At 33.3% G+C, this 15,854-nt stretch carries 10 protein-coding genes; 7 read left to right on the forward strand and 3 right to left on the reverse strand.

What is annotated here, in order from left to right:
• Positions 1 to 112: 112 nt before the first annotated feature.
• The 6 genes from C3729_RS11105 (at position 113) to uvrC (ending at position 10,399) form a co-directional block, all read left to right on the forward strand.
• Complete coding sequence (locus tag C3729_RS11105; protein ID WP_104794213.1) at positions 113 to 2,497, forward strand: M1 family metallopeptidase; 2,385 nt, start codon at positions 113 to 115, stop codon at positions 2,495 to 2,497.
• A gap of 186 nt (positions 2,498 to 2,683) precedes the next feature.
• Positions 2,684 to 2,962, forward strand: a complete 279-nt coding sequence (groES, locus tag C3729_RS11110) for a co-chaperone GroES (RefSeq protein WP_069800539.1) — start codon at positions 2,684 to 2,686, stop codon at positions 2,960 to 2,962.
• A gap of 72 nt (positions 2,963 to 3,034) precedes the next feature.
• Complete coding sequence (gene groL, locus C3729_RS11115) at positions 3,035 to 4,663, forward strand: chaperonin GroEL (protein WP_104794214.1); 1,629 nt, start codon at positions 3,035 to 3,037, stop codon at positions 4,661 to 4,663.
• Between the two features lie 177 nt (positions 4,664 to 4,840).
• Complete coding sequence (locus C3729_RS11120; protein ID WP_104794215.1) at positions 4,841 to 7,978, forward strand: UvrD-helicase domain-containing protein; 3,138 nt, start codon at positions 4,841 to 4,843, stop codon at positions 7,976 to 7,978.
• A gap of 20 nt (positions 7,979 to 7,998) precedes the next feature.
• Positions 7,999 to 8,517, forward strand: coding sequence for a TonB-dependent receptor plug domain-containing protein (locus tag C3729_RS11125; RefSeq protein ID WP_104794216.1), 519 nt, complete (start codon positions 7,999 to 8,001; stop codon positions 8,515 to 8,517).
• Between the two features lie 91 nt (positions 8,518 to 8,608).
• Complete coding sequence (uvrC, locus tag C3729_RS11130; RefSeq protein WP_104794217.1) at positions 8,609 to 10,399, forward strand: excinuclease ABC subunit UvrC; 1,791 nt, start codon at positions 8,609 to 8,611, stop codon at positions 10,397 to 10,399.
• 172 nt (positions 10,400 to 10,571) lie between these two features.
• Here uvrC and C3729_RS11135 read toward each other — a convergent pair whose 3' ends face one another.
• The 3 genes from C3729_RS11135 to C3729_RS11145 all read right to left on the reverse strand — a co-directional run bounded on the left by C3729_RS11135 (position 10,572) and on the right by C3729_RS11145 (position 13,579).
• On the reverse strand, positions 10,572 to 11,351 hold the full coding sequence (locus tag C3729_RS11135; RefSeq protein ID WP_104794218.1) for a hypothetical protein: 780 nt from the start codon (positions 11,349 to 11,351) through the stop codon (positions 10,572 to 10,574).
• Positions 11,352 to 11,584: 233 nt separating this feature from the next.
• Positions 11,585 to 12,664, reverse strand: a complete 1,080-nt coding sequence (locus tag C3729_RS11140; protein WP_185117742.1) for a PorV/PorQ family protein — start codon at positions 12,662 to 12,664, stop codon at positions 11,585 to 11,587.
• Between the two features lie 15 nt (positions 12,665 to 12,679).
• Positions 12,680 to 13,579: a DMT family transporter gene (locus C3729_RS11145; protein ID WP_104794220.1), complete on the reverse strand. Its 900-nt coding sequence runs from the start codon at positions 13,577 to 13,579 to the stop codon at positions 12,680 to 12,682.
• Positions 13,580 to 14,019: 440 nt separating this feature from the next.
• Here C3729_RS11145 and C3729_RS11150 point away from each other — a divergent pair, with 440 nt between their 5' ends.
• Positions 14,020 to 15,648 carry an acyl-CoA carboxylase subunit beta gene (locus C3729_RS11150; RefSeq protein ID WP_104794221.1) on the forward strand — a complete coding sequence of 543 codons (1,629 nt, stop codon included), beginning with the start codon at positions 14,020 to 14,022 and terminating at the stop codon, positions 15,646 to 15,648.
• The last annotated feature ends 206 nt before the right edge of the window (positions 15,649 to 15,854 follow it).

The following is a 15,854-nucleotide window of genomic DNA, read 5'->3' on the forward strand; positions in this document are numbered from 1 at the left end:
CAATTTTATCTGCATAAAACTACATTAACAGTTATTTTTTATAAAAAAAACATGCTCTGTTGTAACAAATTTTTATATTTGTTGACAAATCGATAAAAATTAAAAATTTATAATGAAAAAAGTTCTAAGTATTTTTGTTTTTCTTTACGCTTTCGTAAGTACTTCCGCCCAAAATCACCAGAATAATCCTGGGAGCAATCATGGGAATAAATTTGAGCAACTAGGAACCATTTTACCTACGCCAAACAGTTACAGAACCGCTTCTGGAGCACCTGGTCATGAATATTGGCAACAACGTGCTGATTATGAAATCAATGCATATCTAGACGAGGAAAAACTTAACTTAAAAGGCTCAGAAACAATTACTTATTACAATAATTCGCCAGACGAATTAGAATATCTTTGGTTACAATTAGATGAGAATGACACCAGCAACACAAAAGATGCAGGTTATCAATCTTCTTCTACTCTAGCTAAACAAATTTCATCTGATAGATTAAAAGCTACTGAATTACCCGTAAAAGATAATGGTTTCGGGATTAATTTAGAAAAAGTAACAGATGCTAATGGTAATGCACTTTCTTATGTAGTTAATAAAACCATGATGAGAATAGATTTACCTAAAAAATTAAAAAAAGGCGAAACTTTTAAATTTAAAATTGATTGGAATTATAACATTCCTGATAGAATGAAGCAAGGAGGAAGAGGCGGTTATGAATTCTTCCCAGAAGATGGCAACCACCTTTTTACCATGACACAATGGTATCCTAGACTTTGTGTGTATTCTGACAATCAAGGTTGGCAAAATCACCAATTTACAGGTCGTGGAGAATTCACCCTTACTTTTGGAAATTTCAAAGTAAATATGAATGTTCCTGCTGATCATATTGTAGCTTCTACAGGTTCTGGAAAAAATTTCTCAGAAGTTTTAACCGCTGAACAATTTGCAAGATGGCAAAAAGCGCAAAATACTAAAGAACCTATAGAAATCGTTACACTAGATGAAGCTAAAAAAGCAGAAAAATCTAAATCAAAAAACAGAAAAACTTGGACTTTCGAAGCAGAAAATGTAAGAGATTTCGCTTGGACTTCTTCTAGAAAATTTATTTGGGATGCAATGCCTCAACTCATTGAAGAAAATAACAATAAAGTAATGTGTATGAGTCTTTATCCAAAAGAAGCATACAATTTATACAGAAAATATTCTACTAAAGCAGTAGCTCATACGATTAAAACCTATTCAGAATTTACCATTCCTTATCCATATCCAGTAGCACAATCTATAGAAGCGTCAAATGGTATGGAATATCCTATGATTTGTTTCAACTATGGTAGAACAGAAAAAGACGGAACCTATTCAGAAGGAATTAAAAACGGAATGATTGGAGTAATTATCCACGAAGTAGGACATAATTTCTTCCCAATGATTATCAATTCAGACGAAAGACAATGGTCTTGGATGGATGAAGGTCTTAATACCTTTGTAGAATATCTTACCGAAGAACTTTGGGATAATAAATTCCCATCAAGAAGAGGACCAGCTCACACTATTGTGAACTACATGAAATTGCCAAAAGACCAATTAGAGCCTATTATGACCAACTCTGAAAACATTATTCATTTCGGCCCTAATGCTTACGCAAAACCTGCAACTGGTCTTAATATTTTGAGAGAAACCATCATGGGAAGAGAACTTTTTGACAAAGCTTTCAAGACATATTCTAAAAGATGGGCGTTCAGACATCCAGAACCTGCAGATTTATTCAGAACGATGGAAGATGCGTCTGGAGAAGATTTAGATTGGTTCTGGAGAGGATGGTTCTACAGCACAGATGCAGTAGATATCGCAATTGACAAAGTTACTGTGGCAACTCCAGATTTTGACGGAAAACCTCAGGCTAGAGATTTTAAATACAAAGTAGACGAACCACAAGTAAATGACTTCGAAGATATTTCTAAAATCAGAAATAAAGAAGATAAGAAAATTACTTTCAAAACTGATGAAGACCAATCTTTAAGAGATTTCTACTGGAGATACGCAAGAGGTTTAGAAAAAGTAGACACTCAAAAAGAATATACCATCAAAGGTGAAGCTCCGAAAAATCTTGACAATAAAGAAAGAGAAAATCTAAAAAATATCACAGGCTACCAAATTGACTTCTCTAACAAAGGAGGAATGGTAATGCCTCTTATCTTAGAATTCACTTTCGAAGATGGAACTAAATTAAACGATAAAATCCCAGCGCAAATCTGGAGATCAGACGAGAAAAAAGTTTCTAAAACATACTATTTTGACAAAAAATTAAAGTCAATTCAGTTAGACCCAATGTTAGAAACTGCCGATATTGACACCACTAATAACTTATGGACTGCTGATAAAGTTACACCAGAAAGCACTTCTAAATTCCAAGTGTTCAAACAGAACCAAGAAAACAGAAGAAGAGGAGCTGCTGCAGGAATGGTAAACCCAATGCAAGCCGCAGGAAAGAAAAACTAAAGCTTAAATAATTGATATAACCCTGAAGCCACTCACAAAATAGAGTGGCTTTTTTCTGCCAAAATTTCACTCCAATTTGAGAAAAATCTGCCAAATTATCTCTCAATTTTCAATTTATATTGCAGAATTACCATTGGCACAGAATTGGAGAATTCCATCACAGAAAATTTAAAAATAATTATACATATGTCAGTAAATTTTAAACCATTAGCAGACAGAGTTTTAGTAGAACCTGTACAAGCAGAAACTAAAACAGCTTCAGGAATCATCATTCCTGATACCGCAAAAGAAAAACCACAAGAAGGAACTGTAGTTGCTGTTGGCAACGGAAAACCAGACGAACCAATGACAGTAAAAGTTGGTGACAGAGTACTTTACGGTAAATATGCCGGTTCAGAATTAAAACTAGACGGTAAAGATTATTTAATTGTAAGAGAAAGTGATTTATTAGGAATCATTGGCTAATCCAAGAATCAAGAAATTTTAAAAATTTAAAAATCTAGGCTCTTGTGTCTAGTATCTTAAAATCTAAAAATTATGGCAAAAGAAATTAAATTCGATATTGAATCAAGAGACGCTCTAAAAAGAGGTGTTGATGCATTAGCAAATGCAGTAAAAGTAACTTTAGGACCAAAAGGTAGAAACGTAGTAATTGAGAAAGCTTTCGGTGCTCCTCACGTAACTAAAGACGGAGTTTCTGTAGCGAAAGAAATTGAGCTAGAAGACAAAGTAGAAAACATGGGCGCTCAAATGGTGAAAGAAGTAGCTTCTAAAACCAATGATATTGCAGGTGATGGTACTACTACCGCTACTGTTTTAGCTCAAGCTATCGTAAGAGAAGGTCTTAAAAACGTTGCAGCTGGTGCTAATCCTATGGATTTAAAAAGAGGAATTGACAAAGCGGTAACTGCTGTTGTTGAAAATCTTAAATCTCAATCTCAATCTGTAGGTGATTCTGCTGAAAAAATCAGACAAGTAGCTTCTATTTCTGCAAATAATGACGATACTATAGGTTCATTAATCGCTGAAGCTTTCTCTAAAGTAGGTAAAGAAGGTGTAATCACTGTAGAAGAAGCAAAAGGTACTGATACTACTGTAGATGTAGTAGAAGGTATGCAATTCGACAGAGGTTACCAATCTCCATATTTCGTGACCAATGCTGAGAAAATGGTGGCTGAATTAGACAATCCTTATATTCTTTTAGTTGAGAAAAAAATCTCTTCAATGAAAGAATTATTGCCAGTTTTAGAACCAGTTGCTCAACAAGGAAAATCTCTTTTAATTATTTCTGAAGAAGTAGAAGGCGAAGCTTTAGCAACTTTAGTAGTAAACAAATTAAGAGGTTCTCTTAAAATTGCTGCCGTTAAAGCTCCAGGTTTCGGAGACAGAAGAAAAGCAATGTTAGAAGACATCGCAATCTTAACTGGTGGACAAGTTGTTTCTGAAGAAAGAGGTTTCAATATGGATAATGTTACTATTGAAATGTTAGGTAGAGCAGAAAAAGTAACTATCGACAAAGACAATACAACCATCGTAAACGGTGCTGGTAATGAAGAAGAAATCAAAGGTAGAGTAAACCAAATAAAAGCTCAAATGGAATCTACTACTTCTGATTACGATAAAGAAAAATTGCAAGAAAGATTGGCTAAATTAGCTGGTGGTGTTGCTGTTCTTTATGTAGGTGCCGCTTCTGAAGTAGAAATGAAAGAGAAAAAAGATAGAGTTGACGATGCTCTTCACGCAACCAGAGCTGCTGTAGAAGAAGGAATTGTAGCAGGTGGTGGTGTTGCTTTAGTAAGAGCCATTTCTGCACTAGACAACCTTTCTGGAGCTAACCAAGATGAATCTACTGGTATCAAAATCGTAAAAAGAGCTATTGAAGAACCATTGAGACAAATCGTAGCAAATGCAGGTGGTGAAGGTTCTGTAATTGTAGCTAAAGTAGCAGAAGGAAGCGGAGATTTCGGTTATAATGCAAAATCTGACGAGTATGTAAACATGCTAGAAGCTGGAATTATAGACCCAACCAAAGTAACCAGAGTTGCCTTAGAAAACGCTGCTTCTGTATCTGGAATGCTATTGACTACAGAATGTGTAATCACAGAAGTTCCAAAACCTGAAAGTGCAATGCCACCAATGGGAGGCGGAATGCCAGGAATGATGTAACAGCGTGTCGCTGAAACAATAAATTTTAAAATCCGTTCAATTTTTTTGGACGGATTTTTTTATTCAACGATTTGAAACTTTTTTTTACTTTTGAAATGCTTACTTCAATAATTTCTTTTGTCACTTTTGCGGTTTTAAAAATTTTTTATTTCCAAAAAATTTCAAGAAATTAGTAAAATGAAACCATACATCGCCATCAATGCTTCTGCTGGTTCTGGTAAAACCTACACTTTGGTACAAAGAGTGTTGATGATTTGCCTTGAAAATCCATATCAAAAAGACGCTATTCGTCATATTTTGGCGTTGACGTTTACCAATAAAGCAGCCAACGAAATGAAGGAGAGAATTCTTTCTTGGCTCAAAGAATTTACACAAGAAAACTACGCTGAAAACGATAAATTACTCGGAATTCAACAAAAATTTGAAGAACAAGGCAAGAAAATTACATTAGACGATTTACACCAGCGTTCGCAAAAAGTGCTCGATTATATTTTGCACAACTACTCTACTTTAAACATCGGGACGATTGATAAATTCAACGCCAAATTGGTGAGAAGTTTTTCTTATGAATTGGGGTTAGCGCAGAATTTTAATCTCGAAATTCAACCAGAACCTTTCTTGATTGAAGCGGTAGATCAAATGCTGAATAAAATTGGCGAAGACGAACAAATTTCCGAAGCTTTTTTGGATTATGTAAATTACAGTCTCGACCAAAATGAGCGTGTCAACATCAACAAAACCCTACTCGATTCTGCCAAAGAATTTGTGAATGACAAGCATTATCATTGGCTCGAAGAAAATAAAGATTTCGATTGGAAAGCATATGAAAATACCAAAAATAACATCAGAACTGAGATTAAAGAACTGAAAGAAAATTCTAAAAAAATTGCCCAAGATTCTTTAGATTTAATTAAAAACAACGGTTTAGAAATAGAAGATTTTGCCAATGGAAAAAACGGTATTGGCGGTTTTTTCAATAGAATTATAGAAAAATCTGAACCTTTACTTTACGAAACCGAAGCCGAAGAAAACCGAAAACTAGAAAGTTATCAAAAAGGAGTTTCTGCAAAAAGTAAAAACAAAGAAGGAATTATTTTTTCTATTTTAGATATTTTGGTAGAAAATCGCAGAAAAATTATTCAAAATTATATTCTCGGAGAGAAAAAAGAGAAAATTTTGCGAGCACTTTTACCTTTGAAAGTCAACAAAGAAATTCAAGACCAATTGCAACAAATTGAAGATGAAAACGATTTGGTTTTGCTTTCAAAATTTAATGTTTTGATTAATGAAAACCTTAGAAACGAGCCTTCTGCATTCATTTATGAAAAAGTAGGAACACAGTTTCAGCATTATTTTTTTGATGAGTTTCAAGATACTTCTGCATTACAATGGATGAATTTTCTTCCGCTTCGTGACCACAATATCGCTACCGAAAATTCTAGTTTTACGTTAGTTGGCGACCCTAAACAAAGCATTTATAGATTCCGTGGTGGGAATGCAGAAATAATGCTCGACATTATCAATAAAAAAGATTTTTCGCCAATTGAAGTGGAAATTGAGACGCTTCAACAAAACTTTAGAAGTGCCAAAAACATTGTGAAATTCAACAATGAATTGTATCATTTCTATGGAAGTTACCTGAATGAAGAACACGCAAAATTGTTTGGAAAAGATGCTGAACAAAGTGCTTTTTCTGGAAAAGAAGGAAGAGTGAAAGTCCATTTTTTAGAAAACGATTTGAAAGAAACGTATTACCAAGATTGCACCGAAAAAATGAAACAAGATTTGCAAGAGTGCATTAATAATGGATTTGAATTTAGCGACATCACCATTCTTTGTCGAGGAAATAATGATATTTTCAATTTTTCTAAATTGTTGGGAAATCTAAAAGTGAATTACAAAGGAGAAGAAACCTACATTAAAACCATTTCAGAAAAAGGTTTAACACTCGAACTTTCGGGAACACTTCGAGCTTTGATTCAGTTTTTGTATTGGGAAACATTCCCTAAAAACAGAAGGTTTTTGGTGAAAATGATGTATGAATTAGAAAAATTGGGCAGAATAAAAATGCAAGATTTTTCGGTGGAAATGAAAGAAATTTTAGACATCGAAAACAAAAAAGATATTGAAAATTTCATCAAAGAAAAATATGGAGTTGCGCTGAAACAGGAAGATTTTCCGCATCTTAATTTGTACAATTTCATAGAATATTACATTCACGAATTTTCGGTGAAAGATAAAGAAACCGATTTCTTGCTCAATTTTTTGGAATTGCTTTACAATTACACCCAAAATGCGGGTGCTACTTTGAAAGATTTTCTCCAATTTTGGGAAGAAGAAGGCAAAAATACGAGCATTCAAGCTTCGGAAAACATTGATGCTATTCAATTAATGACCATTCACAAAGCGAAAGGTCTGGAATTCCCTATCGTTTTTCTTCCGATGGAAAATGCGCACAAAGACAATAAAATTCAAGATTGGTTTTCTTTGGAAGAAAATACCGCTTTGAAATCGGTAAATATTGGTGGTTTTGACAAAAAATTACAAACCTACGATGACCAAATTTCTGAATTTAACGAAGAAAATGCTTACAAAAATTTTATCGACCGATTGTGTTTGCAATATGTAGCTACAACCAGACCTGTAGAACAGCTTTTTCTTTATGTTCAAAAACCTGGAACTGACAGTAAAACAGGTGCAGAAAAACCTTCAAACATTGAAATTTATGATTTCTTGAAATCTAAAAATGTAGAAAATTTAGACAGTTTTGATGTTTTTAAAATTGATGAAAATACGCTGAGAAAACAAAGTAAAAAAGAAAAAAAACAACACATTTCTCAACAAATTTCTTCATTAACTCAAAAGCACGAAAAATCTGCTAATATTACCATTGCGACGCCTTCTAAAAATTATCAGGAAAGAAACGAAAAAGTAAGAAACGGAATTTTCACCCACGAAATTCTGGCGAAAATTAACACTAAAAACGATGTAGAAAAAGTTTTGAAATCTTATCTTTTAGAAGGATTAATCACCGAAACTGAAAAATCTGAAATCGCCGAAAGAATTTTTGAAATTATCGAAAAACATCCGAAATATTTTGCAGAAAATCAAGAAGTTTTAAGCGAAAGAGAACTGATGATTGATGGAAAAACCTACAGACCAGATAGAATGGTAAAAATAAATGATGCTTGGTTTATCATTGATTTTAAAACAGGAAATCCTTCAGAAAAACATCAAAAACAAATTGATTTATACCAATCTGCAATGGAAAATCTCGGTAGAAAAATTGGTGGAGCCGAATTGATTTATTTGTAACTTTATAAAAAATTAATACCATGAAAAAATTATTATTTTTCCTTGCTTTGTCTTTTGCTCAAATGAGTTTTGCTCAAGAAAATAACCTTGAAAAAATTATTTCTAACAACTCTCAGAATGTAAAAATACGAGATAACAATAACTTCCAAAATGTACTTTATGTAATTGACGGAATGCCAACTTTTTCTGATTGCTCTGCTATTAATGTTCAAAACATTGAAAGTATTAATGTTATAAAAGGAGAAAGAGCAACGGGATTATATGGTTATAGAGCAAAAAATGGAGTTTTAATCTTTAAAACTAAACCAAATACTCAATTTCTAAATTTTAAAAATATTGTTAAAGAATTTAAAATTTCAAAAGCAGACCAATTCTTGCCAATTGTGCTCAACAAACATTTCGTAGATGAAAAAGATTATCTTCTTTTGGATAAATCTGCCATCATTTCTGTGAAAATTTTGGAGGAACAACCATTTGTTGAACCTGTTCTTTTGCCAAGAGGAAAAGCGATTTATATTGAAGCAATGGAAATGAAATAGCAGAGAAAAAATAATTGAGATGGTTGTATGAAACGTTAAAATCTCGAAACACGTATCTCGTATCTCGATACTTTTTCACTATTTTTGTTCAATGAATGAAAACCTCGAACTTCAACTCAAAACACTTCCTTCAGAACCCGGAGTTTACCGTTATTACGATAAAAACGGTCAACTTCTATATGTAGGAAAAGCCAAAAATTTGAAGAAAAGAGTGCTTTCTTATTTCAACAAAAATCAAAACGGTTACAGAACCAGAATTATGGTTTCTAAAATCGCACGATTAGAAACGACCGTTGTAAACTCTGAATATGACGCACTTTTACTGGAAAATAACCTGATAAAAGAACATCAGCCGTTTTACAACGTGATGTTGAAAGACGACAAAACCTATCCTTGGATTTGCATCAAAAACGAAAATTTTCCTCGCGTTTTTCTGACCAGAACCATCATCAAAGATGGAAGTGAATATTACGGACCTTATGCTAAAGTTCGTCCCGCCAAAATTTTGTTGGAAACGATTAAAAATTTGTATAAAATTCGTTCTTGCAATTTAGATTTGGCCCCGAAAAAAATTGAAGACGGAAAATATAAAGTTTGCTTAGAATACCATATCAAAAATTGCAAAGGTCCTTGTGAAGGCTTAGAAAGTCTGGAAAGTTATGATGAAAAAATAGACGCCATCCGTGGAATTATCAAAGGAGATTTCCGAAAAGCGAGGAAATATTTAGAAGACGAAATGTTTCGTTTTGCCGCCAATTTAGAATTTGAAGCGGCACAAAATGTAAAAGAAAGATTAGATATTTTAGAAGATTACCAAGCAAGAAATACGGTTGTAAATCCAAACATAGATGATGTAGATGTTTTCGGAATGACGAGTGATGAAACTGCTGCTTATGTGAATTTCTTCAAAATTAGAAACGGAAATATTGTCCAAAGTTTCACTACTGAAATCAAAAAAATGCTGGAAGAAACCGATGAAGAAATTTTGGAAGAAGCACTCATAGAAATCCGACAAAAATTTGCTTCGGAATCCAAAGAAATTTTGCTTCCTTTTCATTTGAATATAGAAATCCCAAATATAAAACTCATCGTTCCAAAAGTGGGCGATAAGAAACGAATTGTAGAACTTTCTGAAAAAAACGCCAAAGAATACAGACTGGAAAAACTGAAACAAGTACAAATTGTAGATCCAGAAAGACACACCAACAGAATTATGGCAGAAATGCAAAAACTGCTCAGAATGCCAGTAGAACCAAGACATATTGAAGGTTTTGACAATTCTAATATTCAAGGAAGTAATCCTGTTTCGGCGTGTGTCGTTTTCAAAGATGGAAAACCTAGTAAATCTGATTACAGAATTTTTCATGTAAAAACAGTGGAAGGTCCAAATGATTTTGCGACGATGGAAGAAGTGATTTACAGACGTTACAAAAGAATGCTAGATGAAGGTGAAAATCTTCCGCAATTGATTTTGATTGACGGTGGAAAAGGTCAACTTTCGTCTGCGGTAAAAAGTTTAAAATTATTGGGTTTGTACGGAAAAATCACGATTGTAGGTATTGCAAAACGTTTGGAAGAAATTTTCTTTCCAGAAGATCCAATTCCGTTGTATTTAGATAAAAAATCTGAAACTTTGAAAATTCTGCAAAGAGTAAGAGACGAGGCGCACCGTTTTGGTGTTAAACATCACAGAACTCGCAGAACCAACAATACCATAAAATCTGAGTTGGAAGAAATCCCTGGAGTGGGCGAAAAAACCATAGAATTGCTTCTGAAAAAACTAAAATCTGTAAAACGAGTAAAAGAAGCCAACCTAGAAACTTTGGAAGAAATTCTTGGGAAACAGAAAGGTAAAATTGTTTGGGAGTTTTTTAATCAATAAAAAGATTTATTTATAAACCACAAAAGACACAAAAGAAATATTTGAAAACAAGTTTATCAAAAGTAAAAAAAGTTTTCACTAATCACTTTTTTTTACTTTTGGATAGCTTAGAATAAAATAAATCTTTAATCGCTTTTGCCGTTAAAAAAAGAAAAAATTGATACTCTGCTTTTTATTTCGCTGTAAAAACTTCTTTCTTATAATTCCCGTCATTGGTTGGAATTTCTATCACCAGATTTCCGTTTTCTGTGTAACCTAGTGTAGAAGTTCCATTTTCTAAAGTGACTCTGTAAACATCTGATTTTGTAGTATTTTTAAACGTGGCAAAAGGAACAGAACTACTAGAACTTACCAAAATGAATTGATCTTTAGAAATCTGAATTTTTTGGAAACTCATTGTTCCATTGCTATAACTTTCTGCTTTTTTGGAAACTTCTGGAGTTGCAGAATTTGAAGAAGCTACTACAGCCTGAACTGGCTTTTCTACAACGGTTTCTACTGCGATTTTTTCAGTTGGTTTTGCTAAAACTTCTATTTCTTTAGGTTGAGAATTTTGTAAATTTTTGAGTGAAATATTCATCGCGTCTTGATAACCTAACTCAAAATCCTTAATCATAGAACTTCCTTTGGTTTCAAAAATTACGTTTTTCTCGCAATTCGAAAATTGTAATTTCAGTCGGTTTCTGAACATGTTAGAATCATTAAGCAAATCTGCATTTAAAACTTTGCAAGGATTTTGTCTTAATTCTAAAGGCCAATTTACAATGTCATCTTGAATTACTTTATATTTCTTTGCTTCTAAAGATTTTTTCAAAAGGGTATTGAGATTATATTCATTTGCTTCAAAATCTTTGAACTTTTTGGGAACATAAATGTATTCGTAATCGGTAATATTTTGAGCGGAAAATATAAGCGTGAAAAACAAGAAAGCAAGTGCAAATGATTTTTTCATTGTGAGAAATTTTAGTGAAGTAAATGTAAAAAATAATTAAGTTCTAATGAAATTAATTTCCTAAAAAACGTGTTTACGAAGAAATGAAAGTGAAAAATAGCTCTGATTGAGCCTTTGTTTGAGCTCTTTTTGTTTTTTATAGATTCTTCGACTTTGCTCAGAATGACAAAAAACAAAAAAGCGAGTGGCGAAAGCAGGTGAAAACGTGATTAAAAACTGAAAACGGGTTGCTTCTAATATCTAAAATCTCTCATATCCAATTTCAGAGAAAAGAAATTCGAGAAATAATTGCTGCCGCCAATTCCTGTATTGGTGATGGCGTAATCTAGCGTAAGTCCCTTGTATTTGATGCCAATTCCAGCGCTAGGCTGCATAGAAACTTTGCGTTTTAGGTCTTCTATATCGGTCACGGTTTGAAATCTATTGAGACCCGCTCTCACAAAAATCATTTTCTGGAAACTGAGTTCTGCACCCAAATAAGGCGAAATACTTGCAAAATCTGTAGAAATTACTGAGGCGGTTTTGGCAAAATCTACATTAAGACCAGCTTCTGGCAATAATTCTAAATCTCTATTGATTTCGAAATTTTTGGAAACGCCAAGATTCAATTTAGGCATGGTAATTTCCATTTTATCTTTTGGAGCGGGATTGAATTCTTCTCCGTTTACTACTGCTGACAATTCTTTTTGGTTGATGCTCCAAAAATTCACCGTAGTCGTTGCATCTCTCAGCATAGCTCCAAATTGGTAACCAGAATCTGCTCGATAAATCGTTCCTACATCAAATCCAAACCCAAAACCATTGGCAAATTTCCCAATATTTCTGTAAACGATTTTGGCATTAATTCCTACGCTTAGTTTTTGGTTTCCACCAGGACGAAAAGCATAAGAAATAATTCCTGCATAATCTGAAGTGGAAAATTTAGAAATTTTATCATAATCAATATTCCCTTCGGAATCTATCATCTGAGTAGTGTTCAAAATATTATCAACTCCTAGTCTTACAATAGAAATTCCCAAAACTCCATCTTTAGAATCGAGCGCTTTGGCGAAAGAAATATAATCGTATTTCGCAATAGATTCGAAATATTCTGCGTGCATTGCTGCGCCTTGCCAATCGCTTTCTACTTCTGTCAAACCAGCAGGATTCCACATAGGAGCATAGACATCATTTTGATTAGAAATCACAGCTCCTCCCATTGCTAAACCTCTGGCTCCAGCTCCAATATTGAGAAATTCGTTAGAATATTTTCTTACGATTTGTGCGTTGCCAATGACTGACAAAAAGGTTAAAACAAGTAAATATTTTTTCATCAAATTTGTTTAATATCACTTTTGAGTGTTTTCTATCGCTATTTCTTTAGATTTTTTTCTGGCTTTAATGATTCCATTAATGACAATTGCCAAAATCATAACCAAAGATGCTCCATAAAAAACAGCACTCATTTTTTCTGATTCTCCAAAGATAAAAAAAGCCAATATAATTCCATAAATAGGCTCTAAATTTACTGTAAGAATAAGAGTAAATGGTGAAATGTACTTCATCAAATTCACCGATTCAAACATAGGATATGCTGTAAAAACACTCGCCAATAAGGTTAATAACGCTAAATCACGGTAACTTATTTCGCCAATTTGTGAAATATGACCAGAAAAAACGTAATACAAACTAATCACCAGAAAACCTCCGAAAATCTCATAGAAAATAATGTTTCCAGAAGATGTTTTGCCATATAATTTTCCATTAAAAACTGAAAAAATAGTTCCGAGTAAAGCGCAAATTAAACCGTAAATAATCCCTAGTTTATATTGAAATTCTACTTTGAAAATTAAGGAAATACAAATCACAATAACAATTCCCATCACAATCTCCGAAACGTCAATTTTTCTTTTAAAAATAAGAGGTTCCAGAAGTGCGGCAAACAAGGTAGATGTTCCCAGACAACTCAGCGCAATAGATACATTAGAAACCTTAATAGAACTGAAGAAAAACAACCAATGAAATGCCATTAAACTTCCTATTCCTACTAATTTTAAGAGCAATTTCTTAGAAACTTTTATGCTGTCTTTTTTGATAATCCTAATGAATAAATAGAGAAAAACCGAAGCGAAAAGCATTCTGTAAAAAACCAAAACTTCTGCATTCGCCTGAATCAATTTTCCCAAAATAGCAGTAAATCCCCATAAAAAAACAATCAAATGAAGCCTAAAAGTAGAAGTTTTATACATATCTCAAATTTTCTGTACAAAAATATCATTAATTTTCTATTTATCATTGCGTTTCCTCAATTCATTCCTATAAACACGCCCCGTATTTTCTTCGAAAATTCGGGGCGTGGCTCAAATAATAAACTATAAAAACTAATTAGGAAAAATAAATCATTAAATTCTTTCTATAAATAACGGAAAACCAAGATTCAATATTTCTTAAAAATTAGTTAAATTTTTATTTTTTTTGGCGCCAATTTCGTGCTGTCGCCAGTCGCTTCCCGAAAAGCCAAATTCATTCCCATTTCTTTTCGGGAGAGCTCCAACAATGGCTCCATCACGGGCGCAGTTCGGTCATAAAATCACTTTCAGAGTTAAAATTAAAATTTATGGTACATCTCATTCAGAATTCATTTCTTATATTTTATAAAATGTGTATTTTTAGAGACACAAAATAAATTATGGACTTACAATTCAATAAAAACGAAGACACTAATAAACTCAGGCTTTCAGAAATTAATCAACTCTACGCCAAAATCAAAAAAGGTGGAGGAGAAAAAGCTTTACAAAAACAACACGAACAAGGTAAACTCACCGCTAGAGAACGTATCGCTTATCTGCTTGATAATGACGATGAAGCGATAGAAATAGCAGCTTTTGCAGGCCACGAAATGTATGAAGAACATGGTGGTTGTCCAAGTGCTGGAGTAGTTGTAAAAATTGGTAAAATTTCAGGTAAACAATGCATCGTTGTAGCCAATGATGCTACCGTAAAAGCAGGAGCTTGGTTCCCAATTACAGGAAAGAAAAACCTTAGAGCCCAAGAAATCGCCATGGAAAACAGACTGCCCATCATCTATTTGGTAGATTCTGCTGGTGTTTATCTCCCTATGCAAGACGAAATTTTCCCAGACAAGGAACATTTTGGTAGAATTTTTAGAAATAATGCGAAAATGTCTTCTATGGGAATCATCCAAATTTCTGCCATTATGGGAAGTTGTGTAGCAGGTGGTGCTTACCTTCCAATTATGAGTGACGAAGCCATGATTGTAGATAAAACAGGTTCTATTTTCTTAGCTGGAAGTTACTTGGTAAAAGCCGCAATCGGTGAAAATATTGACAATGAAACTTTAGGTGGAGCAACTACACATTGCGAAATTTCTGGTGTTACAGATTACAAAGCCAAAGATGATAAAGACGCTCTTGACAGAATTAAAAACATTATGAAATCTATTGGTGATTTCGAAAAAGCAGGATTTGATAGGACAGAAAGTTTTCCTCCTAAAGAAAATCCAGAAGAAATTTTTGGTATTATCCCCGCTTCTAGAAGCGAACAATATGACACTTATGAAATTATTAAAAGACTTGTAGATAATTCAGCATACGAAGAATATAAACCAGATTATGGCAAAACCATCATTTGTGCTACCGCAAGAATCGATGGTTGGTCAGTAGGAATTGTAGCCAATCAAAGAAAAATGGTAAAATCTGGGAAAGGTGAAATGCAGTTTGGAGGTGTTATTTATTCAGATTCTGCAGATAAAGCCACTAGATTTATAGCCAATTGTAATCAAAGAAAAATTCCTTTGGTTTTCTTACAGGATGTAACTGGCTTTATGGTAGGTTCAAAATCAGAACATGGAGGAATCATCAAAGACGGCGCAAAAATGGTAAATGCTGTTGCCAACTCCGTAGTTCCAAAATTTACCATAATAACAGGAAATTCTTTTGGAGCAGGGAATTATGCAATGTGCGGAAAAGCTTATGATCCAAGATTAATCGTTTCTTGGCCTTGGGCACAATTAGCCGTTATGGGAGGTTCCCAAGCTGCAAAAGTTTTAGTTCAAATTCAAGAATCTACTCTCAAAAAACAAGGAAAGGAAATTACAACAGAAGAGCATAATGAACTTGTAGAGAAAATCACTCAGAACTACACTAAACAAACTAAAGTAGAATACTCAGCCGCTAGGATTTGGGTTGATGCTATTATCAATCCCTTAGACACAAGAAAATTGATATCTGCAGGAATAGAAGTTGCAAATAATTCTCCTATTACAGATAAGTTTAATTTGGGAGTAATTCAAACATAAATAAAATTATAAAGTAAAAAGCCTCTGTCCTAATGATTGAACAGAGGCTTTTTAATACTATTTCTTTTTCAAATATAAATTGATGTTTATAATTATATATGCAAGTCATTTTTCATGAGTATTTTTCTCATTTAAAGTATTATGCTTTCAAAATGATAGTTTGATAGGATAGGATAGAATAGTTATAAAACAAAAAATCCTCATCA

The sequence above is a fragment of the Cloacibacterium normanense genome (assembly GCF_002943105.1).
In the GTDB taxonomy this organism is placed as follows: Bacteria; Bacteroidota; Bacteroidia; order Flavobacteriales; family Weeksellaceae; genus Cloacibacterium.

Bases quoted from the DNA above. Each gene is read 5' to 3' on its own strand.
- C3729_RS11105 (WP_104794213.1), top strand. From the start codon at position 113: ATGAAAAAAGTTCTAAGTATTTTTGTTTTTCTTTACGCTTTCGTAAGT.
- groES (WP_069800539.1), top strand. From the start codon at position 2,684: ATGTCAGTAAATTTTAAACCATTAGCAGACAGAGTTTTAGTAGAACCT.
- groL (WP_104794214.1), top strand. From the start codon at position 3,035: ATGGCAAAAGAAATTAAATTCGATATTGAATCAAGAGACGCTCTAAAA.
- C3729_RS11120 (WP_104794215.1), top strand. From the start codon at position 4,841: ATGAAACCATACATCGCCATCAATGCTTCTGCTGGTTCTGGTAAAACC.
- C3729_RS11125 (WP_104794216.1), top strand. From the start codon at position 7,999: ATGAAAAAATTATTATTTTTCCTTGCTTTGTCTTTTGCTCAAATGAGT.
- uvrC (WP_104794217.1), top strand. From the start codon at position 8,609: ATGAATGAAAACCTCGAACTTCAACTCAAAACACTTCCTTCAGAACCC.
- C3729_RS11135 (WP_104794218.1), bottom strand. From the start codon at position 11,351: ATGAAAAAATCATTTGCACTTGCTTTCTTGTTTTTCACGCTTATATTT.
- C3729_RS11140 (WP_185117742.1), bottom strand. From the start codon at position 12,664: ATGAAAAAATATTTACTTGTTTTAACCTTTTTGTCAGTCATTGGCAAC.
- C3729_RS11145 (WP_104794220.1), bottom strand. From the start codon at position 13,579: ATGTATAAAACTTCTACTTTTAGGCTTCATTTGATTGTTTTTTTATGG.
- C3729_RS11150 (WP_104794221.1), top strand. From the start codon at position 14,020: ATGGACTTACAATTCAATAAAAACGAAGACACTAATAAACTCAGGCTT.